20 protein-coding genes are annotated in these 20,015 nt (G+C 67.4%); 12 read left to right on the top strand and 8 right to left on the bottom strand.

All coding sequences use genetic code 11. The features are described 5' to 3' along the window. Nucleotides 1-237: 237 nt before the first annotated feature. Nucleotides 238-1,053 carry a hypothetical protein gene (locus NX774_RS21280; RefSeq protein ID WP_258824286.1) on the bottom strand — a complete coding sequence of 272 codons (816 nt, stop codon included), beginning with the start codon at nt 1,051-1,053 and terminating at the stop codon, nt 238-240. Further along, entirely contained in the window at nt 1,050-1,616 is a 567-nt protein-coding gene (locus NX774_RS21275; protein WP_258824285.1) for a Pvc16 family protein, read from the bottom strand. Before NX774_RS21275 ends, NX774_RS21280 begins: the two co-directional genes overlap by 4 nt. Before the next feature lie 333 nt (nt 1,617-1,949). Here NX774_RS21275 and NX774_RS21270 point away from each other — a divergent pair, with 333 nt between their 5' ends. From NX774_RS21270 to NX774_RS21250, 5 genes are read left to right on the top strand one after another with little or no spacing between them, the layout of a single operon-like run. Then, nucleotides 1,950-2,417: a MarR family winged helix-turn-helix transcriptional regulator gene (locus NX774_RS21270; RefSeq protein ID WP_258824284.1), complete on the top strand. Its 468-nt coding sequence runs from the start codon at nt 1,950-1,952 to the stop codon at nt 2,415-2,417. Further along, nucleotides 2,414-4,465 (top strand): FUSC family protein, encoded by a 2,052-nt coding sequence (locus tag NX774_RS21265; protein ID WP_258824283.1) that lies wholly within the window; start codon nt 2,414-2,416, stop codon nt 4,463-4,465. Before NX774_RS21270 ends, NX774_RS21265 begins: the two co-directional genes overlap by 4 nt. After that, nucleotides 4,462-4,668 (top strand): DUF1656 domain-containing protein, encoded by a 207-nt coding sequence (locus NX774_RS21260; RefSeq protein ID WP_258824282.1) that lies wholly within the window; start codon nt 4,462-4,464, stop codon nt 4,666-4,668. The genes NX774_RS21265 and NX774_RS21260 overlap by 4 nt, the downstream gene beginning before the upstream one ends. 7 nt (nt 4,669-4,675) lie before the next feature. Continuing rightward, on the top strand, nt 4,676-5,590 hold the full coding sequence (locus NX774_RS21255; RefSeq protein WP_258824281.1) for an efflux RND transporter periplasmic adaptor subunit: 915 nt from the start codon (nt 4,676-4,678) through the stop codon (nt 5,588-5,590). Nucleotides 5,591-5,596: 6 nt separating this feature from the next. Then, entirely contained in the window at nt 5,597-7,060 is a 1,464-nt protein-coding gene (locus NX774_RS21250) for an efflux transporter outer membrane subunit (RefSeq protein WP_258824280.1), read from the top strand. A 98-nt stretch (nt 7,061-7,158) separates the two neighbouring features. Here the strand turns inward: NX774_RS21250 and NX774_RS21245 are convergent, their stop codons facing one another. Next, nucleotides 7,159-8,040 carry a LysR family transcriptional regulator gene (locus tag NX774_RS21245; protein WP_258824279.1) on the bottom strand — a complete coding sequence of 294 codons (882 nt, stop codon included), beginning with the start codon at nt 8,038-8,040 and terminating at the stop codon, nt 7,159-7,161. Nucleotides 8,041-8,124: 84 nt separating this feature from the next. Between NX774_RS21245 and NX774_RS21240 the strand changes: the two genes are divergently transcribed. Then, entirely contained in the window at nt 8,125-9,108 is a 984-nt protein-coding gene (locus NX774_RS21240; RefSeq protein WP_258824278.1) for a quinone oxidoreductase family protein, read from the top strand. A gap of 60 nt (nt 9,109-9,168) precedes the next feature. Here NX774_RS21240 and NX774_RS21235 read toward each other — a convergent pair whose 3' ends face one another. Both NX774_RS21235 and NX774_RS21230 read right to left on the bottom strand, forming a co-directional pair. After that, the gene (locus tag NX774_RS21235; protein WP_258824277.1) at nt 9,169-9,666 is read right to left on the bottom strand and encodes a MarR family winged helix-turn-helix transcriptional regulator; all 498 of its coding nucleotides are present in this window, start codon (nt 9,664-9,666) and stop codon (nt 9,169-9,171) included. 27 nt (nt 9,667-9,693) lie between these two features. Continuing rightward, the gene (locus NX774_RS21230; RefSeq protein WP_370660463.1) at nt 9,694-11,034 is read right to left on the bottom strand and encodes an MFS transporter; all 1,341 of its coding nucleotides are present in this window, start codon (nt 11,032-11,034) and stop codon (nt 9,694-9,696) included. A gap of 235 nt (nt 11,035-11,269) precedes the next feature. On the opposite strand from NX774_RS21230, the gene NX774_RS21225 reads away from it, so the two are divergent. The 5 genes from NX774_RS21225 to NX774_RS21205 all read left to right on the top strand — a co-directional run bounded on the left by NX774_RS21225 (nt 11,270) and on the right by NX774_RS21205 (nt 15,578). Continuing rightward, complete coding sequence (locus tag NX774_RS21225; protein ID WP_258824275.1) at nt 11,270-12,058, top strand: sulfurtransferase; 789 nt, start codon at nt 11,270-11,272, stop codon at nt 12,056-12,058. Nucleotides 12,059-12,088: 30 nt separating this feature from the next. Next, a complete protein-coding gene (locus tag NX774_RS21220; RefSeq protein WP_258824274.1) occupies nt 12,089-13,012 on the top strand; it encodes a TauD/TfdA dioxygenase family protein in 924 nt (307 codons plus the stop codon). Between the two features lie 22 nt (nt 13,013-13,034). Then, nucleotides 13,035-14,012 (top strand): ABC transporter substrate-binding protein, encoded by a 978-nt coding sequence (locus tag NX774_RS21215; protein WP_258824273.1) that lies wholly within the window; start codon nt 13,035-13,037, stop codon nt 14,010-14,012. Next, nucleotides 14,009-14,842 (top strand): ABC transporter permease, encoded by an 834-nt coding sequence (locus tag NX774_RS21210; RefSeq protein WP_258824272.1) that lies wholly within the window; start codon nt 14,009-14,011, stop codon nt 14,840-14,842. The genes NX774_RS21215 and NX774_RS21210 overlap by 4 nt, the downstream gene beginning before the upstream one ends. 64 nt (nt 14,843-14,906) lie before the next feature. After that, a complete protein-coding gene (locus tag NX774_RS21205; RefSeq protein ID WP_258824271.1) occupies nt 14,907-15,578 on the top strand; it encodes an ABC transporter ATP-binding protein in 672 nt (223 codons plus the stop codon). Nucleotides 15,579-15,608: 30 nt separating this feature from the next. On the opposite strand, the gene NX774_RS21200 is transcribed toward NX774_RS21205, so the two are convergent. The 3 genes from NX774_RS21200 to NX774_RS21190 are packed head-to-tail and all read right to left on the bottom strand — an operon-like array spanning nt 15,609 to nt 19,395. Continuing rightward, nucleotides 15,609-17,819 carry a xanthine dehydrogenase family protein molybdopterin-binding subunit gene (locus NX774_RS21200; RefSeq protein WP_258824270.1) on the bottom strand — a complete coding sequence of 737 codons (2,211 nt, stop codon included), beginning with the start codon at nt 17,817-17,819 and terminating at the stop codon, nt 15,609-15,611. Then, nucleotides 17,816-18,799: an FAD binding domain-containing protein gene (locus NX774_RS21195; protein WP_258824269.1), complete on the bottom strand. Its 984-nt coding sequence runs from the start codon at nt 18,797-18,799 to the stop codon at nt 17,816-17,818. The genes NX774_RS21200 and NX774_RS21195 overlap by 4 nt, the downstream gene beginning before the upstream one ends. 8 nt (nt 18,800-18,807) lie before the next feature. Next, nucleotides 18,808-19,395: a 2Fe-2S iron-sulfur cluster-binding protein gene (locus NX774_RS21190; RefSeq protein WP_258824268.1), complete on the bottom strand. Its 588-nt coding sequence runs from the start codon at nt 19,393-19,395 to the stop codon at nt 18,808-18,810. A 203-nt stretch (nt 19,396-19,598) separates the two neighbouring features. On the opposite strand from NX774_RS21190, the gene NX774_RS21185 reads away from it, so the two are divergent. Beyond that, nucleotides 19,599-20,012, top strand: a complete 414-nt coding sequence (locus NX774_RS21185; protein WP_258824267.1) for a hypothetical protein — start codon at nt 19,599-19,601, stop codon at nt 20,010-20,012. Nucleotides 20,013-20,015 lie beyond the last annotated feature (3 nt).

Below are 20,015 nucleotides of genomic sequence, written 5' to 3'. Positions count from 1 at the left end.
CATCGCCTGGAAATCGGCGAACGAGGTGATCTTCTGCGGTTTATTGCGTAATGATTTTCCCTGGTATTCAGCCTTCGGGGTATAGCCGATAAAAGCCGGAACCGCCGTGGCTATCGGCACGACTGAATTGGGAAAGGCATTAACCTCGTTAATATAAACTCCGGGAGTTGCATAGGTAGCCATCGATCACCCTGTTTTGGTTAGATATTAATTTCTTATTCCCGTCTGCTAATCTGCCTACAAATAAACATGCATCGCACAAAAAACGTACGAGGCATTGCCGCCTTTTCGCACTTCCAGCTGGTTTCCACCCGGGACCGGTAATCCCTTTATCACGCAATATTCCGCATTGTCGTCGTTATCGGCCGACATTCCGGCGGGCTTTGCCAACAAATCGAACATGACCGTCGGCTTTTGCTGCAAGGGAAAAGCGGTATCGCCTGAATCAAAACACATCGCCTTTTCACCGCCGGGCAATATTGCAGGCTGCGGTCCGGCGAAAACAAAGCCGTTTTTGCCGATCGCGGGATTTTCCAGGCGGGTCTGGCCGCGATTGACCAGGTAATACACCCAATGGACCTGGCGGGCGGCGAAACCGGCGCTGAACACGACGTCCTGGCCGCCCATCGCCAGCAGGTCGTCCAGGTACACCGACAGCACCCCCGCCACGCCGTCGCGCTGGACGGTGCGCGGTCCGGGTACGGGCGCAAGACGCCATTCGCCCGCCTCGTGCGTGCAGGATTTGCTGCTCAGGTCGAGTTGGCCGGCCCAGTCGAGCGGCAGGTCGGTCACGGTGAGGAATTGCTCTTGGTCGCAACCGAGCCAGAACACCAGCGGCGCCCCGTCCAGCTGGTCATCCAGGAAGCGCAACTGCGCCACGGGGTCCGGTTGGAACGTGGTCAGCGAAAACACCCCGTCGCGCATGCCGGGCACCAGGCCGTAACGCTGGAGGACCGCCCGGGTGGCTGGGTCCGGCGCCAATGTCCAGCCCTCCAACATGCCGCTGGCAAAATAGCCATGCGATATCTTGAGCTGGAAGAGGCAGGCGGTCATGGCTGCGACGAGGCGGTATAGTCCTGCACCGAGGGAACACTGCCCTTGACCTGGCCGGATTGCATGCTGACGTGCCTGATCTTGTAGACGATCGACGGCACGTAGCTGGTGCCGAGGGCGGTCCACAGATTGTGCATTTTCTCGGACGGCGAATTTTCAATCTCGAACTTCAGCGCCGAAATACCGTCTGGCATCTCCGGATTGGTGGACCGGGTAAAAGCGAGATTTTCCTGGAAATAGCCGATCACCGCACTCAGGAATTTCAGTGATTCCGCATAATCGTCGAAATTCGCGGAAACGAGAATATCGAGATTAAAACGAACGGCCGGGTTGACCTGGATTGAACGGTCGCCCTCGCGGCGGGTGCCGCCGGAGAATTGCTTGTTGGTCTCGTACTCGAGATTTACCAGCGTCAGCACCACCCGGTTGCGATTCTTTTGCGGCTCGGGCGAATCCGAGCCCGACAGGTTATCCATCACGACGATGCCGGGAGCGGCGTCCAGGTAAGACACCAGGTACTGGTCCAGAACCTTCCTGACGTAGCCCAACGACACATCAATCATCTGCCTGTCCTATCGCACAACGCGCTCGCTACCTTGCCGCAATTATCGGGGCCGACCCGATAGATTAGATGGATGGAAGAACTGGCGGTGACAATATCACGAAAGAAACGTTTCCGGCATATCCATTCAGGCTGTCGTTACAAAAAACCCGGCGAGCATGAAATATGCCGAATGGGCATTCAAACAGCATATTTTTCTATTTTCAAATCCCCTTTCGGCTCAAAAAAACTTGCCAGTATATCACTACAATCCTTGACGTAGGACAAGTCCTACTTGAGAGAAATTACTTAGGATGCTAAACTTTCGAACTCTAACGAATACTGACGATCGCGGATGCCAACTGCTTACGACCAGAGCCTGATGACCCTCGCCTCCTCCCTGGGGCCGGTCGCGCGCGCCTACCGCGCCGCCGTCGACAAGGTGGCGGGCGAGTACAGCCTGTCGCAGGCGACCGGGTTGCCGGTGCTGCTGATGGGCCGCATGGGCGAAGGCGTACGCTGCGGCGTGCTGGCCGACTTGCTGGGGGTGGAGGCGCCGTCCCTGGTGCGCGTGACCGACCAGCTGGTCGAAAGCGGCCTGGTCGAGCGCCGAGAGGATGCGCACGACCGCCGCGCCAAGACGCTGCACCTCACCGACGAAGGCAAGCGCCGCGCCGCTGCGATGGAAGAGGCGCTGGTGCCTTTCCGCCGCCAGCTGTTCGCCGGCGTGGCCGAGGAGGACGTGCATGCCTGCCTGCGCGTGCTGCAGGGCCTGTCCGCCGCCATCGCCACCCACCACGCCTGCGGGCGCAAGGCCGCGTGAGGGCGCCCACCGTTCAAGAGGCGCTCTTTTCCGTCAAAAGCTTCGCCGCCTCGATGCTTGCGCTGTACGTGTCGATGCGTATCGGCCTGCCGCGCCCGTTCTGGTCGATGATGACCGCGTATATCGTGTCCGCGCCGTTCGCCGGGCCCACGCGCTCGAAAGCGATCTTTCGCCTGGCCGGCACCTTTCTCGGCGCGCTCGGCGCGGTGGTGCTGGTGCCGACCCTGGTCGATTCGCCCGAACTGCTTTCGCTTGGCATTGCGCTGTGGGTGGCGGGGTGCCTGTACATCTCGCTGCTGGACCGCACGCCACGCTCGTACGTGGTGATGCTGGCCGGGTACACCTGTGCGCTGATCGCGTTCCCGGCGGTGGACCGGCCGGAGACGATCTTCGACGTGGGCCTGGCGCGGGTCGAAGAGATCCTGCTGGGACTGGGCTGCGCCACACTGATCCACACGCTGGTGTTCCCGCAGAGCTTTGCGCCGGTGCTGCTGTCGCGCCTGGACCACGCGCTGCGCGACGCGCAGCACTGGATCTCGGACGCGCTCTCTCCCAACGGCGACGAGCGCAGCGCGCAGGACCGGCGCAAGCTGGCCGCCGACATCACCGAGCTGCGCATGATGTCCACCCACCTGCCATTCGACACCTCGCACCTGCGCTGGACGTCCAATGCGATCCACGCGCTGCAGGACCGGCTGGCGACCATGGTGCCGCTGCTGTCCGCCATCGAGGACCGCTTGCTGGCGCTGCGCGAGCTCGGCGCGGGCGGCGTGTCGCTGCGCTGGAACGCGCTGCTCGACGATATCCGCACATGGACCGGCGCCCACCGCGGCCAGGCCGAGGCCGGCCGCGAGGTGGCACTGCGGGCGCAGATCGACGCGCTGGCGCCGGCGATCGGTTCGCACTCTGGCTGGCAGGAGCTGGTCGAGGTGAACCTGGCGGCGCGCCTGCGGGCGCTGCTCGACCAGTGCGTGGCGGTGCAGGCGCTGCGCGGCCACATCGACGCCGGCGCGCATGGCGAGCTGCCGGCGTCCGCGCGCGACGTGCGCCCGGTCGGCTCGGCCGCGCTGCACCTGGACCGCGGAATGGCGCTCATGTCCGCGCTTGGCGCGGTCATCGGCATCCTGGCCTGCTGCGCGTTCTGGATATTCACCGGCTGGCCGTCCGCGTCGGTCGCGCCGATGATGGCGGCCGTGATGTCCTGCTTCTTCTCGACCCAGGACGACCCGGCGCAGTTCATCAAGGGCTTCCTGCGCTACACGCTGTGGTCGGTTCCGGTGTCGGCCGTGTACCTGCTGGCGATCGTGCCGGCCGTTCACAGCTTCGAGATGCTGGCGCTTGCATGTGCGCCCGCATTCCTCGTGCTGGGCGTGCTGATCGCGCGGCCGGCGACCTTCGGCAAGGCGATGCCTTTCCTGTTCGGCATCCTCACCACATTGGCGATGCATGACACGAACAGCGCCGACATGGTCTCGTTCGCGAACACCATCATCGCCCAATTGGCCGGCATCTGGGCGTCGGCGCTGGTGACGCAGCTGTTTCGTACCGTGGGCGCGGGCTTTACCGCGCGGCGCCTGCTCAAGGCCGGCTGGAGCGAGCTGGCGCGCATCGGCAGCGGCGAGCGCGCGCCGTCGGTGACGGAGTTCTCGTCCCGCATGGTGGACCGCATTGCGCTGCTTACGCCGCGCCTGGCGCTGGCGGGCAAGCAGCAGGACCTGCTGGCGGCCGACGCGCTGGTGGACCTGCGCATCGGCCTGAACATGACGCAGCTGGTCGAGGCACGCGCGCAGCTGGGCCGCAGCCAGGCCGCGCTGTGGCCGCTGATGGAGCACCTGTCGCAGCACTTCGAAGCGCGTCCGCGCGTGGACGAAGACGGCGAAGCGCGCCTGCTGGCGTCGCTCGACAATGCGCTGCGCTCGGTGTGCGCGGCGCCGCCATCCAAGGGCCAGCGGGACGCGGCGACCGCGCTGGCCGGCATCCGGCGCGACCTGTTCCCGCAGGCCGCGCCTTACCAGAGCTCACCCGTGATTGAAAAGGAAATCCGATGATCGGCGAAGTGAACCTGTTCGGCATGTACATGCCCCCGCTGCTGCTGCTGATGCTGCCCGCGCTGCTGGTCTCGCGCGTGCTCGCGGGCGTGCTGGGGCGCGTGGGTTTCTATCGCCTGGTGTGGCACCCGGCGCTGTTCGATCTTTCGCTGTTCGTCATCGTGCTGGGCAGCCTCGCTTTTTTCGCATCCAACTGGTTTTGACATGGTCATGAAAAACTTTTTTCCGGCCGCGGGCCGGGTAGCGATTACCTTGCTGGCCACCGCCGGCGCGGTGTACGCCGGGGCGCAGTTGTGGCGCTATTACGAGGTCGATCCGTGGACCCGCGACGGCCGCGTGAAGGCATACGTGGTGCAGGTGGCGCCGGACGTGACCGGCCCGGTCACCAAGGTGTACGTGCACGACAACCAGGTGGTGAAGGCGGGCGAGCCGCTGTTCGAGATCGATCGCGCGCGCTTTGAACTAGCGCTGCGCCAGGCCGAGGCCACGGTGCAGGCGGCGCAGGCCGCACTGGCACAGGCGCAGCGCGAGAACAAGCGCAACACGCAGCTGGACGACCTGGTCTCGCAAGAGACACGCGAGCAGGGCCAGACCCGCACCGACCAGGCGCGCGCCGCGCTGGCGCAGGCCGAAGTGAACCGCGACACGGCGCGGCTGAACCTGGAGCGCACGCGCGTGGTCTCCAGCGTGGAAGGCTTCGTGACCAACCTGGACCTGCGCGTGGGCGGCTATGCGACCGCCAGCCGCCCGGTGATGGCCGTGGTGGACCGCAAGTCGTTCTACGTCGAGGGCTACTTTGAAGAGACCAAGCTGCCGCGCGTGCACCTGGGCGACCCGGTGCGAGTGACCCTCATGGGCTCGCACGACACGATTTCCGGCCACATCGAGAGCTTCGCCGAGGGCATTGCCGACCGTGACCGCACCACCGGCGCGAACCTGCTGCCGAACGTGAACCCGACCTTCAACTGGGTGCGCCTTGCCCAGCGCATTCCGGTACGCGTGGCGATCGACGCCGTGCCGGCGAACGTGCGCCTGGTCGCCGGCCAGACCGCCACGGTGCAGGTGCTGCCGGCTGCGCCGGCACGATCCGCGCTGCACGCCATGGCCTCCACCCCGAACAAGTAAGCACAGATGACTTCATACCGATCAAGCCTGACACGAACGGCAGTGGCGGCCGCAGCGGCGCTGCTTGCCGCCTGCACCACGGTCGGCCCGGACTACCACGTGCCGGCCGAAGCGGTGATCAAGCGGCCGGCCGCGTCCGCGCCTTTCATGGGCGCGGCGGAACAGCCGTTCAAGTCCGAACCACTGCCGGCCGACTGGTGGCGGCTGTACCACGACAGCACCCTCGACAAACTGATCGAGAAAGCGTTCGCCGCCAACGCGGACCTGCGCGTGGCGGCGGCCAACCTGAAGCGTTCGCACGCGGTGCTGGAAGAGGTCGAGGAGAAGAAGCGCCCCGAGGTGGACATGGAAGCGGCGCCGGCCTACGGACGCATCTCGGGCATGTCACTCGGCCTGCCCGAAGTGCTGCCGGATACCGGGTTGTATTCGGGCGAAATAAAAGTATCGTACCAGCTTGACCTGTTCGGCAAGATCAAGCGCGGCATCGAGGCGGCGCAGGCCGACGAGGAAGCGGCGCAAGCGGCGAGCGACATCGCACACGTGACGGTGGCCGCGGAGACCGCGCGCGCGTACGCGCAGGCTTGCTCGGCCGGCTACCAGATCAGGGTGGCGCAGCATTCGGTGGACCTGCAGCAGCAATTCGTCGACCTCACCGCCGACCGCGTGAAGAAGGGACGCGGCATTGCGCTGGACAACAGCCGCGCACGTGCCCAGCTCGAGCAGCTGCGCGCGGCGCTGCCGCCGCTGCAAGCGCAGCGCCGCACCGCGCTGTACAAGCTGGCGGTGCTCACCGGCGAGGTGCCGTCCAACTTTCCCGCCGAGGTGGCCAGGTGCGAGGTGCCGCCGCACGTGGCCTCGGCGATTCCCGTCGGCGATGGCGCCGCGCTGCTGCGCCGGCGGCCGGACATCCGCCAGGCCGAGCGCCTGCTGGCTGGCGCCACCGCGCGCATCGGCGTGGCGACGGCGGAGCTCTACCCCAGCATCAACCTGGGCGCGTCGTTCGGCAGCATCGGCATGATCCCGGGCGTGGGCGATGCGAACACCTGGCACTATGCGCTGGGGCCCCTGATCCGCTGGAGCCTGCCGGCCACCAGCCCGGCACGCGTGCACATTGCGCAGGCCAAGGCCGGCACCGAAGGCGCGCTGGCGCGGTTCGACAGCGTGGTGCTGGGTGCGCTGCGCGAAACCGAGAGCGCGCTGACGGTGTATGCGCGCGAACTGGATCGCAATGCGGCGCTCAAGGCTTCGCGCGACCAGAGCGCGCTGGCGGCACGGCAGGCGGACAAGCTGTACGAGTTCGGGCGCGCGGACTTCCTCACCCGGCTCGATGCGGACCGGGCGCTGGCTGTCGCGGAGAGCGCGGTGGCGGTGTCGGACACGCAGCTGGCCACGGACCAGGTGAACCTGTTCCTGGCGCTGGGAGGTGGGTGGGAGAGCACGCACAAGCAGCACCACGAAGAGAAGCACTGAGCATGCTTTGCGTAGGGTGGGCAGCTCGTCTGCCCACGCGTTCAGTCCGCGCCGGCTCTGCCTGGACGCGTGGGCGGGAGACCCGCCCACCCTACGAGTCAGGCCAGCAGTGCCTCTTCTCCTAGAATCAGCTCGGCGACCAGATCGGCTACCATCTTCACACGTGGCGACCGGCGCACGTCCGGGTGGACCGCCAGCCAGACCTCGCGGTTGACCGGACACGGATGCTGGTCGAAGCGCACCAGCGTATCGTCCCCGCGCGCGAGGAAGTGCGGCAGCGCCGCCAGGCCCAGCCCACCGCGGCAAGCCATCCACATCGTGGCCAGGTCGTTGGTGCGCATGCTGAACGGCCGCCCGGCCGCCAGCTGTTCCAGCCAACGCTGCTGGGGCGTTTCGCGCAGCAGCTCGTCGTAGCCGACGAATTCCCACGCGGCTTCCGGTTTCGATACCCATGGCGTCGCGCCGTACAGCGCATACCCCATCTGTCCCAGGCGCCTGGCCGCAAGTCCCTCTTCGTGCGGCCGTGACAGGCGCACCGCAAGGTCGGCTTCGCGCCGGTACAGGTTGGCCTGGCGCGGCTCGCCGATCAGTTCGATCGAGATGCCGGGCCAGCGCTCGCGCGCCAGCGCAAGCCTGGGCGCCAGGAAGGCGCTCGTGAACACGGGCGGTGCGGACACGCGCACCGTGCCGCGCAGCGCGCCATAGCCCGCGCCGGCGCGACTGAAGGCCAGCGCCTCTTCTTCGATGCGGCGCGCGTAGCCGAGCAGGCCTTCGCCCTCGCTGGTCAGCACCCAGCTTTTGGGCAGGCGGTCGAACAGGCGCAAGCCAAGCTGCGCTTCGAGCGCGCTCACGCGCCGCGCCACGGTCGAGTGCTCGACCCCGAGCACGCGCGCGGTTGCGGTGAGCTTGCCTTGGCGCGCCAGCTCCAGGAAGTAGCGCACGTCATCCCAGCCGAGGGATGTTTCGGTCGATTTTTGCACGATAACTGTTCATTTTTTTGGATTTCGGTTGATTTTTGCACGGACTACCATTGCCTGCAACATCAACCCCGACAGGAGAACCTCATGAACACCGCAATCGAACACGTGCGCATCCACGCCTACGGCGACCGCTCGGAACTGAAGACCGAGCTGGTCGCACTGCCCCCGCCCGGCCCGGGCCAGGTCCGCATTCGCCACGCCGCCATCGGCGTGAACTTCGTGGACGTGTACCACCGCACCGGCCTGTACCCCTTGCCGGTCCTGCCGGCCACGCTTGGCGCGGAAGGCGCTGGCATCATCGAGGCGGTCGGCCCCGGCGTGACGGACCTGGTGGAGGGCCAGCGCGTGGCCTATGCCGGCGCACCGGTGGGCAGCTACGCGACGGCGCGCAACCTGCCGGCCGAGCGTGCCATCCCGCTGCCCGATGCGGTCTCGTTCGAGGCCGCGGCGGGCGCCATGCTGCGCGGGATTACGGCGCACATGCTGTTTTCCTACGTGCGCCCGCTGCGCCCCGGCGACTCGGTGCTGGTGCACGCGGCGGCCGGCGGCCTTGGGCTCGTGCTCGTGCAGTGGGCAAAAGCGCTGGGCGCGCGCGTGATCGGGACCGTGGGCAGCGTGCCCAAGGCGGAGCTGGCGCTGGCGCATGGCCTGAACGAAGCAGTGCTGTACCGCGAGCAGGACTTCGTGGCTGCCGCGCGCGCGTTCGGCGGCGGCGAGGGCGTGCACTTTGCGATCGACGGCATCGGCGGGGCGACGCTCAGGCAGACGCTGGAAGCCGTGCGGCCATACGGGATGGCGGCGAGCATCGGCCAGGTGGCGGGCGAGATCGATGCGATCAACCCGGCGGACATCGGCCCCTACCGCTCGATCGCGTTTTCGCGGCCAGGCGTGTTTCGCTTCATGAGCGACATCGGGCGCTATCGGGAAGGCGCGCAGGCGACGCTGCAGCGCCTGGAACAGGGCATGCGCGTGCAGATCGGCCAGGAACTGCCGCTGGCGCAAGCGGCCGAGGCGCACCGGCTGATCGAGTCCGGCCAGACGACCGGCTCGGTGCTGCTGCGGCCGTAGTGTCCGCGGCCGGCGCGCGTCCGGCGCCGCCAGGATGGTGCGCAGGCGGCGCGGTCCGGCCTAGGCCGTGCCATCCTGTTCGGCTATCGGCTCGAGCGCTGCCCGCGCATGCGGTTCCAGCTCACACACGGCTTTTTGCAAAAGCTGCGTGAATAGTGCGCGCTCGGTGGCATCGAATGGCGACATCAGCGTGTCGTATGCCTGCTGCACCATGCCAGCCGCGCGCCTGATGGTGCTCTTGCCGGACCGGGTCAGCACCAGCTGCCTGCAGCGCCGGTCGCCAGTCCCGGTCGTCCGGGCCACCCAGCCTCGCTCCTCCAGCACCTTTACTACCTGGGATACCGTGACTTTGTTCATTCCCAGCACCCGGCCCAGCTGGCCCTGCGCCGACCCCGGCAGTTCATGCAAGGCGACGAGGACCGCGTATTGTGCCGGAGAGAGGCCCAACCGGGCACAACTTCCCTCGAAAATCGCGACGGATATCTGATGGGCGCGCCGCAGCATGAAGCCAGGACGCAGGTACAACTGGGACAGGTTTTCGATCGGTGCGGAAGGCATGCTGGCAAAGGGGATGGGAACTGTCGATCATCGGGGCCGGTATCCGCTGAGCTGTTGCCCCGCCTGACCCGGCAGGATCCGGTACCACGGCATGGCCGCAAAGGCGAACAGCGCAACCACGACGAAGGCCATCGAGAAGTCGGAAGCAGCCGGCGCGCTGCGCCCGGCCAGCCTTGCCGACCATTCTACCGCGAGCGCCGACAGCGATATGCCAAACATGATCGCCAACTGCCAGCCCAGGGTGTTGAGCGTCGTCGCCAGCGCGATTTTTTGCGGTGGCAGGTCCGCATAGGAAATCGCTGTCAGCGCGTTGAACTGGATCGAACGGGACAGCCCCGCGAGCGAAGCCACCAGTGCGGCACCCGCCACACTCCATCCCCGCGCGCCCGCCAGCGCACAGCCGAGCAGCGCCAAGGCGCACAGCAGGCCGTTCCAGAGCAGGACCCGGCGAAATCCCCAGCGCCTGAGCAGCCGCGCCGTCCCGGTCTTGGCCAGGAACGCCACCGCGCCACTGGACAGCAGCACCGCGCCACTTTCAAGCGCACTGAACCCCAGGCCAACCTGCAGCATCAACGGCAGGAGGAAGGGCAAGGCGCCATAGCCTACCCTGACCAGCGCGCCGCCCCAAAATCCGGTGGCGAGGGTGCCGACCGACAGCAGCCGGAAATCGACCATCGGGCGCGCGGCGAACCTGAAGCGCAGCGCGTACCAGCCGGCCAGCGCGGCCAGCGGCAGGCCGAGCATGAGCAACCGGGTGGCGCCAGTCCCGTGCCTGGCCTGCTCGAGCAGGAGGATCGCGAGCGTGAGCACCGCGCTCATGAGCAGCCATTCGCGTGCCTGGAACGGCGCATCGCACTGGTCGCGAAGCTGGGGCATCAGGCGGCGCGACGTGAGCAGGCCAAGCAAGCCGATCGGCACGTTGATCAGGAAGATCCATTCCCAGGAGGCGTAGGTGGTCACCAGCGCGCCAAGCGGCGGCCCGAGCATGGGGCCGACCATGGCCGGTGTGATCATCCAGGCCAGCGCCTGGACCAGGTCCGGCTTGCCCACCGTGTGGACGATGGCGGTGCGCCCGACGGGAACCATCAGCGCCGCGCCCACACCCTGGACGGCGCGCGACAGCACGAGCGACACCAGGCCGGACGAGAGCGCGCACAACAAGGATCCGAGCACGAACAGCGTGATCGCGCACTGGAAGACGCTGCGCGTCCCCCAGCGCGCGGCAAGCGGGCCGCCAAGCGGAATGAACGCCAGCGAGCATAACAAATAGACCGTCATGGTGATGTTCAGGCTCAGCGGATTGGTCGCGAGCGAGCGGGCGATATCGGGAATGGCGGGACTGATGATCGTCGCGTCCAGTTGCTCCATGAAGAACGCGCAACCAACCAGGATGGATAAGGGACGGAAGTCCGAGCGATGCTGCATATGAAAGTAGCGACAGGTGATGGGCACGCCGTATCTTCGCAGCCGCGACGCTGCGGCAGAAGCGCGAAAATCAGATATCCAAATTAGTTAATATACGTTCGAATCGTAAGTACCCTAACTATAAAATCTTCCCATCGAATTTTGAGAATCCCGCTTTGGCGGGCGAAGGGAGGAACACATGGCGACATTCAGACTTGCAGGCGCGGACGACGCGCACGCCCCCGGCACGATCATCCTCGACGCGCGTGCCGCGACGCAGTATTGGGCAGGGCATATTCCCGCCGCCCGCCACATCGACCCGGCCTTGCTGGTGCTGGCCCGCACCGACCGCGCATCGATCGAGCGGTTCCACACGCTGCTTGCGTGGACGCTTTCCTCGCTCGGCCTTACCACGTGCACGCCGGTGCTGGTGACGGGCGCGGAAAACGAGGTGAACGTCGCCCGGGTGGCGTGGGCGCTGGCCTATGCGGGGGTGGAGCAGGTGTCGGTGCTCGACGGCGGCATCAAGGCATGGCAGGGAGAACTGAGCGTGGACGCGCCGCAAGTGAAGCCGGCCCGGTTCGAATTGCGTGTGCAAGACGCCTACCTCGCCACGGCCGATGACGTGCTGGCAGCGTCCGGACAGGGCACCCTGGTGCTCGATGCGCGCGAATGGGACGACTACGCCGGCAAGCGCAGCAATGCCCGGCGCGCCGGACGCGTTCCGGGCGCCCGCTTCTGGGACACGCGGCAAGAGCTGGACGGGCTCGGCCGCTTTGCCAGCACCACACAGGTTTCGCAGGCCGCGGGCGCGCTCGGCGCCGCTGGCAAGACGATCGTGTACTGCGGCGGCGGCGGGCGCGCGGCGCGCACCTTCCTCGCTTTGCAGCTGGCCGGACTGGCCGGGACCGCGGTGTATCCGGCATCGTGGAACGAATGGGGCAATGTCGATGCGTACCCGGTCGACGCCACCCCGCTTTCGGCCTGAGCGCCCCAACCCCTGATACCCACTCACACCATGAAATCCGATATCGGCATCTTCGTCGACGAAGAAAAACTCGACCGCATCCAGGCCAAACTGCTCGACCTGGCGCGCTACGACACCCGCCCCATCTCCCATGAGGGCGTCAGCATCACGGCGCTCTCGCCCACCCTGGGCGGCCGGGTAAGCGGGCTGCGCATCGATGACACCGGCGAGGTCAGCCCCGCCCTGAAGCAGTTCATCCATGACGCCCTGGTCCGCTTCGGCTTCCTGTCCTTCGAACCGGGAACGGTACGGGCCGAGCACTTCGAGCATCTGGTTGGCCTGTTCGGGCCGCCGCGCCTGATGAACACGCCCTACACGCCCGACCGCGGCCGCGAAGGTCAACTGAATGCGATCGATTCGTCGATCAAGAAGACCCGCATGAACTACATCTGGCACATGGACCAGGTGTTCCAGCCCGATCCGCCGCGCTTTACGGCGCTGTTTGCGCAATCCGCGCCGGGGCTGGGCGGCGACACCCTGTTCGCCAATGCGGTCGCGGCCTACGACCTGCTCGACCCGCTGTTTGCGGCATACATCGAATCGCTCACGGCGGTGCATGACGTGGAGGCGCAAGGCTTCCTGACGCTGGCTTACCACGACTTCGCGCAGCGGGCGCAGCAGCGCGAGAAGTATCCGCCGATCGAGGTGCCGCTGGTGCGGGTGCATCCGGAGACGGGCCGCAAGCAGATCTTTGCCAACGAGCTCTACACGCACCGCATCCTCGGCGTGACCCGCCGCACCAGCCAGGCGCTGCTCGACGTGCTGTTCGATGCCGTCAATGCGCCGGAGGTGCAGGCCCGCCACCGCTGGGAGGATGGGGAGGCGGTGATATGGGACAACCGCACGGTCCAGCACCGTGGCGTGCCGGACTTCGGCCAGCAACGCCGTGTCCTGCACCGCGCCCTGGTGCTCTAGACATTTCAAAAGGAACTTCAAGATGCAACGCAGACAATTCATCCAGGCTGCCGGCGCCGCGGCGCTGGGCGCTCTCGCAGGCCCGGCGCTGGCCGGCGCCGCACCGGCCGTGCGGATCACCCTGCCCTCGCCCGGCAGCGCGGGGTCCGCCTGGCGAGCGCTGATCGAGCGCCACGGGTTGAACACCGACCCGTCCCTGTCGCTCAATTGGGTCACCGCCGATCCGGGCAAGATGCAGGTGCAGCTAAGCGCCGGGTCGCTCGACGTGGGCGTGTTCGGCGCCGTGGGACTGGCCACGCTGGCCAACCGCGGCAGCGACATCGTCCTGTTCGGGCCGGCGCTGAACAACCACGGCCGCTGGCTGGTCCGCGGCGACAGCCCGTTCCGCAAACCCGCCGACCTGCTCGGCAAGACGATCGCCACGACGGACGAAAGCAGCGAAACCTACCAGCAAGCGCGGATTGCCGCATCGCTGATCGGCATCGACCTGAAAAAAGACGTGAAAGTCATCCACGGCTCGCCAACCGCCAATCTCGCCCTGTTCGAGCGCGGCGACGTCGATGCGATCATCACGCTGGAGCCGACCGCCACGCGCGTGGTGGCGCGCGGCGCGCGCGAGATCGCGCGCGTGGCCGACATCTGGAAGCAGGCCACCGGGCAGCACGAAGACCCGATCCTGCTCGGCCTGGCGGCAAACCGCGCATGGTATGAGGCCAACCGCGCGACCGCCGCCAAGCTGGTGGCGCTGCTGCAGCGCGTGAACGGACTCGTGCGGCGCGAACCGGCCAGCCTGCTGGCCATCGCCAGCCAGATCGGCCTGAAGCCGGACGAAACCAAGGCGGCCGGGTTGCTGCCGAGCCGGCTGGCGCCGGCATATGCGACGCGCTGGGATGAGAGCGTATTTGCCGTGATCGACAAGCAGGTCGAGGTTGCGGCGAAACTCGGCGTGATCGATCGGGTGCCGTCACGCAAACTCTACGTCGGCGCCGGCGCAGCATGAAGACGGAAAAGCTGTGGCTGGTCCCGGCCGAGCCGCCGTCCCTTGCCGCAGCTGCCGCCCGATTGCGGCAGCTGGCGGCACGGTTCGGTCCGCAGGCGCTGTTCTTCGTGCTGCTGGTGGCAACGTGGGAATGCATGGCGAGCCTGCTCGAGTCGCCGCTGGTGCCGCACACCGCCCCCATCGGGCGCGAGCTCATCAAGATTTCGGCATCGGGTTTTGCACTGTCGGAGATCGCCATCACCTTCGCGCGCATGGCGCTGGGCTTCCTGCTCGCGCTGGTCATTGCGCTGCCAGTGGGGATCGCTACCGCCTTGTCAAAGACGGCCGAGCGCTTTTTCGAACCCGGCATCATCCTCGGATTGACCGTCCCCGGGCTGGTGTGGGCGCTGCTGTGCGTAATCTGGTTTGGGGTGAGCCTCGTCTCGCCGGTGGTTGCGGTTGCGTTGGGCGTGCTGCCATCACTGGTCATCTCGGTGCAGCACGGCGTTCGCTCGCTGGGGCTGGAACTGGCGCAGATGATCCTGGTGTTCCGCCTGCCATTCATGGTGGTGCTGCGCAAGGTGTGGCTGCCCCTGCTGTTCAGCTTCATCATCTCGGGTTGCCGCGTCGGGTTCTCGATCGCCTGGAAAGTGATCGTGCTGGTGGAGATCTTCGGCATGTCCAACGGCGTCGGCTACCAGCTCAATTCGCAGTTCAGCACCCAGAACGTGGAGGGCGTCATTGCGCTCACGCTCGCATTCTGGTTCGCCATGCTGCTGGTCGAACATGGCATATTCCGGCCGCTTGAAGCGTGTGCAAACCGATGGAAGAAGGCGGACGGCGATGACTAGCGGCGTGCGCATACAGGACTTGCACAAGGCGTATGCCGGACATGGAAGCGGACATGCGAAGCCCGTGTTCAGCGGATTGGACCTGGAGATCCGGGCAGGGGAACTGGTGGCGCTGGTGGGGCCTTCCGGGTGCGGCAAGTCGACCCTGCTCAACCTGATCGCGGGGCTCGAGGCGCCGTCGCGCGGCCAGGTCGGGTTCGACCGGCCGGCCGGGGACGTGAAGCTGGGCGTGGTGTTCCAGCAGCCGCGCCTGCTGGACTGGCTCAGCGTTGCGGAGAACATCTCGATCGTGACTGGCGGGCAGGCCAAGGGCGTGCCGCCGGACGTGGCGGCGCTGCTTGCCAAGGTCGAACTGCTCGAGCATGCGCACTCGTATCCCCAGTTTCTCTCGGGCGGGCAAAAGCAGCGCGCCGCCATTGCGCGCGCGTTCGCCGTGCAGCCGGACGTGCTGCTGCTGGACGAACCGTTCAGCGCCTTGGACGAGCTGACCGCGCGCCGCGTGCGCAGCATGTTGCAGTCGCTGTGGATGGACGACACCCGCGCGCGGCCGACCGGCGTGCTGGTCACCCACAACATGCTCGAGGCCGCGTTCCTCGCGGACCGGATCGTGCTGCTGGGGGGAAGCCCGGCCCAGGTGGTGCAAACCATCACGGTCGACATCGCGCGGCCACGCGATCCGGATGATCCCGCGCTGTTCGAGATTCATCGCGAGGTGATGGCGGCGCTGCACGCCTGAGCGGAGCGCGCGGGCAGCGCCGGCGGCGGCTTATAGCAGCTTGTCGAGCGTGATCGGCAGGTGCCGTATGCGCTTGCCGGTGGCGTGGTGCACGGCATTGGCAATCGCGGCGGCCACGCCGGTGATGCCGATCTCGCCGATGCCTTTTGCGCCCAGCGGGTTCGCATGCGGCTCGTCCTCGTCCACCACCAGCACGTCGATCCGGCCCACGTCCGCGTTCACCGGCACGTGGTACTCGGCCAGGTTGCCGTTGACGGCGCGTCCGTTGCGCTTGTCGTACACGGTCTCCTCGAACAGCGCCATGCCCATGCCCCAGACGATCCCGCCCATGAGCTGGCTGTATCCGGTCTTCTGGTTCAGCAGCCGGCCCACGCCGTACACGCCCGTCACGCGCGGCACGCGGATCTCGCCCAGCGCCTCGTCCACCCACACCTCGACGAACACGGCGCCGAATGCGTGCATCGAGTAGTGCTCCTTCTCGTGGCCGGGCGCGGCATCGGCCGTGACCTCGACCGGGCCTTTGCCGTGGCGCTTGACGATGCTGGACATGCGTTCGCGCCGTGCGGGGTCGCTCTTGAGGTAGAGCCAGCCGTCCTCCACCCCAACCTGGTCGGGAATGGCACCGTGCAGCGGCGAGCGCGCATCCGCGGAGGCAATCCAGATGAGCTTCATGCGCAGCGCGGTGGCTGCCGCGTGCACGGCCGAGGACACGCTGGCCACCGTGGTCGAGCCGCCGGATACGGGCGCCTCGGGCATGCGCGAGTCGCCCAGCTCGAAGCGCACCTGCGCGACCGGCACGCCGAGCGCATCGGCTGCCACCTGCGTCATCACCGTGTAGGTGCCCGTGCCCAGGTCCTGCGTGGCCGAGCGCGCGCGCACATGGCCTTCCTCGTCGATGGCGGCGCTGGCCCCGGCCGGCGAGCGGCGCGTCGGGTAGGTGGCGGTGGCCATGCCGTAGCCGACCAGCTTGTCGCCGTCGCGCATCGAGCGTGGCTGCGGATTGCGGCGCGACCAGCCGAAGCGCTCGGCGCCCATCTCGTAGCACTGGCGCAGCGACTTGCTCGAGAACGGCACGTCTTTTTCCGGATCGCGCTCGGCGTAGTTGCGCAGCCTGAGCTCGACCGGATCGATGCCGAGCTGGCAGGCCAGTTCGTCGAGCGCCGCTTCCAGCGCAAACGTTCCGGTTGCCTCGCCGGGGGCGCGCATGAAGGTGGGCGTGCCCAGGTTCATGCGCGCGAGCCGGTGCGTGGTGGCCTGGCAGGGCGACGCGTACAGCATCCGCGTGACGAGCGCGGATGGTTCGATCCAGTCCTCGATCATCGAGGTGTAGGCCAGCACGTCGTGGCTCGACGCGGTCAGGCGTCCGTCGGACATGGCGGCCAGCTTCATGCGCTGTTCGGTGATGGGTCGTGTGCCCACCGGGCCGAACATCTGGTTCCGGTCCAGCACCAGCTTGACCGGGCGCCCGGCCTGCTGCGCCGCCATCGCGGCCAGCACCACGTGCGACCACACCGAGCCCTTGCAGCCGAAGCCGCCGCCGGTGAAGGGGCACAGCACGGTCACCTGCTCGGGTTCGATGCCCAGCGTTTGGGCCACGATGCGCTGCACGCCCTTGATGTACTGGGTCGAGTCGTACAGCGTGAGGTGAGCGCCGGCCCATGCGGCGACGGTGGCGTGCGGCTCGATCGGGTTGTGCGTCTCATACGGGGTGGTGTACACCTCGTCCAGCCGCGCGCTGCCCGCCAGCAGCCCGGCCTGCAGGTTACCGCGCGCGCTGTCGGCAGGCTCGCCAAGCACCTTGTCGGGCGGGTGCGTGTGCTCCTTCGCTTCGTCGAAGTCGAGTACCGCGGGCGCCGTTTCGTATTCCACCGACAGGCGGGCCGCCGCCTCGCGCGCGTGCTCGAGCGTGTCCGCCACCACCACGCCGATCGGCTGGTTGTTGTAGTGGACCTGGTCGTCCTGCAGCAGCGAGAGCACACGGCCGATGGGCGGCTGGACCTTGCCCGACTTTGTCTCGTCAGGCAGGCGTGGCGCGTTCTCGTGGGTCATCACGAGCAGCAGGCCGGGCACCTGTTCGGCGCTGCCGGCGTCGATGCGCAGCACGCGCCCGCGGGGGATGGTGCTCGTCACCAGCACGGCATGCGCCATGCCGGGCAGTGTGTGCTCGGCCGAGTAGCGCGCGGCGCCGCTTACTTTGGCCCAGCCGTCGGTGCGGTTGATGGGCTTGCCGAGGATGCTCATGCCACGCCTCCTGCGGTGCGCAGCGCACGCTCGATGGCGCGCCGCGCCAGTTCGACCTTGAAGCCGTTGTGGGCCAGCGGGCGTGCGTTCTCGACCGCGGCTTCGCTGGCGCGCTCCAGCACCGGCGCCGCGAGCGGCTGGCCGCGCAGCGCGTCCTCGGCGGCGAAGGCGCGCCAGGGCTTGTGCGCCACACCGCCCAGCACCACCCGCGCGTCGCGCACCACGCCGCCGTCCAGGTCCACGGCTGCGGCCACCGAGACCAGCGCAAACGCATAGCTCGCGCGGTCGCGCACCTTGAGGTAGTGGGTGTTCGTGAAACGCGGCGGCGGCAGGTCGATTGCCGTGATCAGTTCCCCCGGCGCGATGACGGTGTCGTCCTGCGGGCGCTCGTCCGGCAGGCGATGGAAGTCGAGCACGGGCACGGTTCGCTCGCCGCCGGGCTGCGCGACGCGCACCACCGCATCGAGCGCGACCAGCGCCACCGCCATGTCGGACGGGTTGACCGCGATGCAGTGCACGCTGGCGCCGAGGATTGCATGGATGCGGTTGAAGCCATCGAGCGCGGCGCAGCCGGCGCCGGGCGTACGCTTGTTGCAGGGCCCGAGCGCGGGATCGGTGAAGTAGTAGCAGCGGGTGCGCTGGAGCAGGTTGCCGCCCACGGTGGCCATGTTGCGCAGCTGGGCCGAAGCGCCGCTGAGCAGCGCGTCGGACAGCAAGCGGTAACGCTGGCGCACCAGCGGGTGGTTGGCCGCGGCCGTGTTGGTGGCGGTGGCGCCGATGCGCAGGGCGCCGTCGGGCAACTCGCCGATGCCCGACAGGTCGAGGCGGCTCACGTCAACCAGCCGCAGCGGCCGTTCGATTCCGCTTTTGTACAGGTCGAGCAGGTTGGTGCCGCCGCCAATGAACCTGGCGCCGGGGTCGCGCCCGAGCTGCAGCGCGTGCGGCACGTCGCGCGCGCGTTCGTACGAGATCGACTGCATGGCCTGCCCTAGGCTCCGGGCGCGCCGCGTTCGACCACGCCGCGGATCGCGGAAACGATGTTGGGATAGGCGCCGCAGCGGCACAGGTTGCCGCTCATGCGCTCGCGGATTTCGTCGTCGGTCAGTTCGCCCGCAAGAAGCGCGTCCCCTTGCGTGAGGCGACTTGCGTCGCCGCGGGCCACTTCGCCCAGCAGCGCCACCGCCGAGCAGACCTGGCCCGGGGTGCAGTAGCCGCACTGGAAGCCGTCGCAGTCCATGAACGCCTGCTGCACCGGATGCGGCACGCCGAACTCGCCCAGCCCCTCGACCGTGACGATGTCGCGCCCCTCCTGCATGATCGCGAGCGTCAGGCAGGCGTTGATGCGCTGGCCGTCCACCAGCACGGTGCAGGCGCCGCACTGGCCGCGGTCGCAGCCCTTCTTGGTGCCGGTCAGCTCCAGCACCTCGCGCAGCGCGTCGAGCAAGGCGACGCGCGGCTCGATCATCAGGTCGTGCAGCGCGCCGTTGATGCGCAGCGTGACTTTCTGCGGCGGCACGTGGGGCGCGGCGGCGAGCGGCTCGTGGACGGCGCGCTGGTTCAGTTGGTCTTCAGGCATGGCGGTGGTCTTTCAAGGAAGTGCGCGGAACGTGTCTGACCGGGGGCGGGGCAGGCGGTTCCCGTGCCGGGACCGGCTGCCCATGCGAGCCGGCTAATCATCGCGCAAATCGAAAATCCGGGGAGCCCGGCTGACACCCGTTGCGTGTGCGGCTTGCCAGTGAAGAGTTCTATACTGGACATGTCCAACCAAGCGAGCCCGTCATGCGCAACGCACTCGTCCTCCTTGCACCACTGCTGCTGTCCGCCTGCGTCGATGGCGCGGCCGGCTATCTGGTGGCCGGCACCGACCGCGCCCTGGTGGTGCACGCGCAGCAGGACTATTTCTGGAGCAAGGACGTGAACCTGGACGTGATTGCGTCCAACCTGCCGGAATGCCAGCGGCGCTTTTCGTTAGGAAAGGTTCCGTCGGAACGGCTCGATGTCGCGCTGTATGCCAACGGGAACGGGATTTTCACCGTGCAGGCGGGCGATCGGCTGCTGCGCGTGGAAACCAGCCGCTGCGGCCAGCTTGCCACGCCGGCGGCCGCAGGCGGCACGCCGCTTGGCGCGTTCCGGCTGCTGGCGGACAAGCTGGTGTTCGTGGAAGCGGGTTCGACGACGATGGCGATGCGCTGAGCC

Origin of the sequence: Massilia agilis, assembly GCF_024756255.1 — a bacterium.
Lineage (GTDB): Bacteria > Pseudomonadota > Gammaproteobacteria > Burkholderiales > Burkholderiaceae_D > Telluria > Telluria agilis.
Note: the sequence above shows the minus strand (reverse complement) of the source record. Positions and strands in the feature narration are given on the sequence as shown.

Bases quoted from the DNA above. Each gene is read 5' to 3' on its own strand.
- NX774_RS21280 (WP_258824286.1), bottom strand. From the start codon at position 1,053: ATGACCGCCTGCCTCTTCCAGCTCAAGATATCGCATGGCTATTTTGCC.
- NX774_RS21275 (WP_258824285.1), bottom strand. From the start codon at position 1,616: ATGATTGATGTGTCGTTGGGCTACGTCAGGAAGGTTCTGGACCAGTAC.
- NX774_RS21270 (WP_258824284.1), top strand. From the start codon at position 1,950: ATGCCAACTGCTTACGACCAGAGCCTGATGACCCTCGCCTCCTCCCTG.
- NX774_RS21260 (WP_258824282.1), top strand. From the start codon at position 4,462: ATGATCGGCGAAGTGAACCTGTTCGGCATGTACATGCCCCCGCTGCTG.
- NX774_RS21255 (WP_258824281.1), top strand. From the start codon at position 4,676: ATGAAAAACTTTTTTCCGGCCGCGGGCCGGGTAGCGATTACCTTGCTG.
- NX774_RS21250 (WP_258824280.1), top strand. From the start codon at position 5,597: ATGACTTCATACCGATCAAGCCTGACACGAACGGCAGTGGCGGCCGCA.
- NX774_RS21240 (WP_258824278.1), top strand. From the start codon at position 8,125: ATGAACACCGCAATCGAACACGTGCGCATCCACGCCTACGGCGACCGC.
- NX774_RS21235 (WP_258824277.1), bottom strand. From the start codon at position 9,666: ATGCCTTCCGCACCGATCGAAAACCTGTCCCAGTTGTACCTGCGTCCT.
- NX774_RS21230 (WP_370660463.1), bottom strand. From the start codon at position 11,034: ATGGAGCAACTGGACGCGACGATCATCAGTCCCGCCATTCCCGATATC.
- NX774_RS21225 (WP_258824275.1), top strand. From the start codon at position 11,270: ATGGCGACATTCAGACTTGCAGGCGCGGACGACGCGCACGCCCCCGGC.
- NX774_RS21220 (WP_258824274.1), top strand. From the start codon at position 12,089: ATGAAATCCGATATCGGCATCTTCGTCGACGAAGAAAAACTCGACCGC.
- NX774_RS21215 (WP_258824273.1), top strand. From the start codon at position 13,035: ATGCAACGCAGACAATTCATCCAGGCTGCCGGCGCCGCGGCGCTGGGC.
- NX774_RS21210 (WP_258824272.1), top strand. From the start codon at position 14,009: ATGAAGACGGAAAAGCTGTGGCTGGTCCCGGCCGAGCCGCCGTCCCTT.
- NX774_RS21200 (WP_258824270.1), bottom strand. From the start codon at position 17,819: ATGAGCATCCTCGGCAAGCCCATCAACCGCACCGACGGCTGGGCCAAA.
- NX774_RS21195 (WP_258824269.1), bottom strand. From the start codon at position 18,799: ATGCAGTCGATCTCGTACGAACGCGCGCGCGACGTGCCGCACGCGCTG.
- NX774_RS21190 (WP_258824268.1), bottom strand. From the start codon at position 19,395: ATGCCTGAAGACCAACTGAACCAGCGCGCCGTCCACGAGCCGCTCGCC.
- NX774_RS21185 (WP_258824267.1), top strand. From the start codon at position 19,599: ATGCGCAACGCACTCGTCCTCCTTGCACCACTGCTGCTGTCCGCCTGC.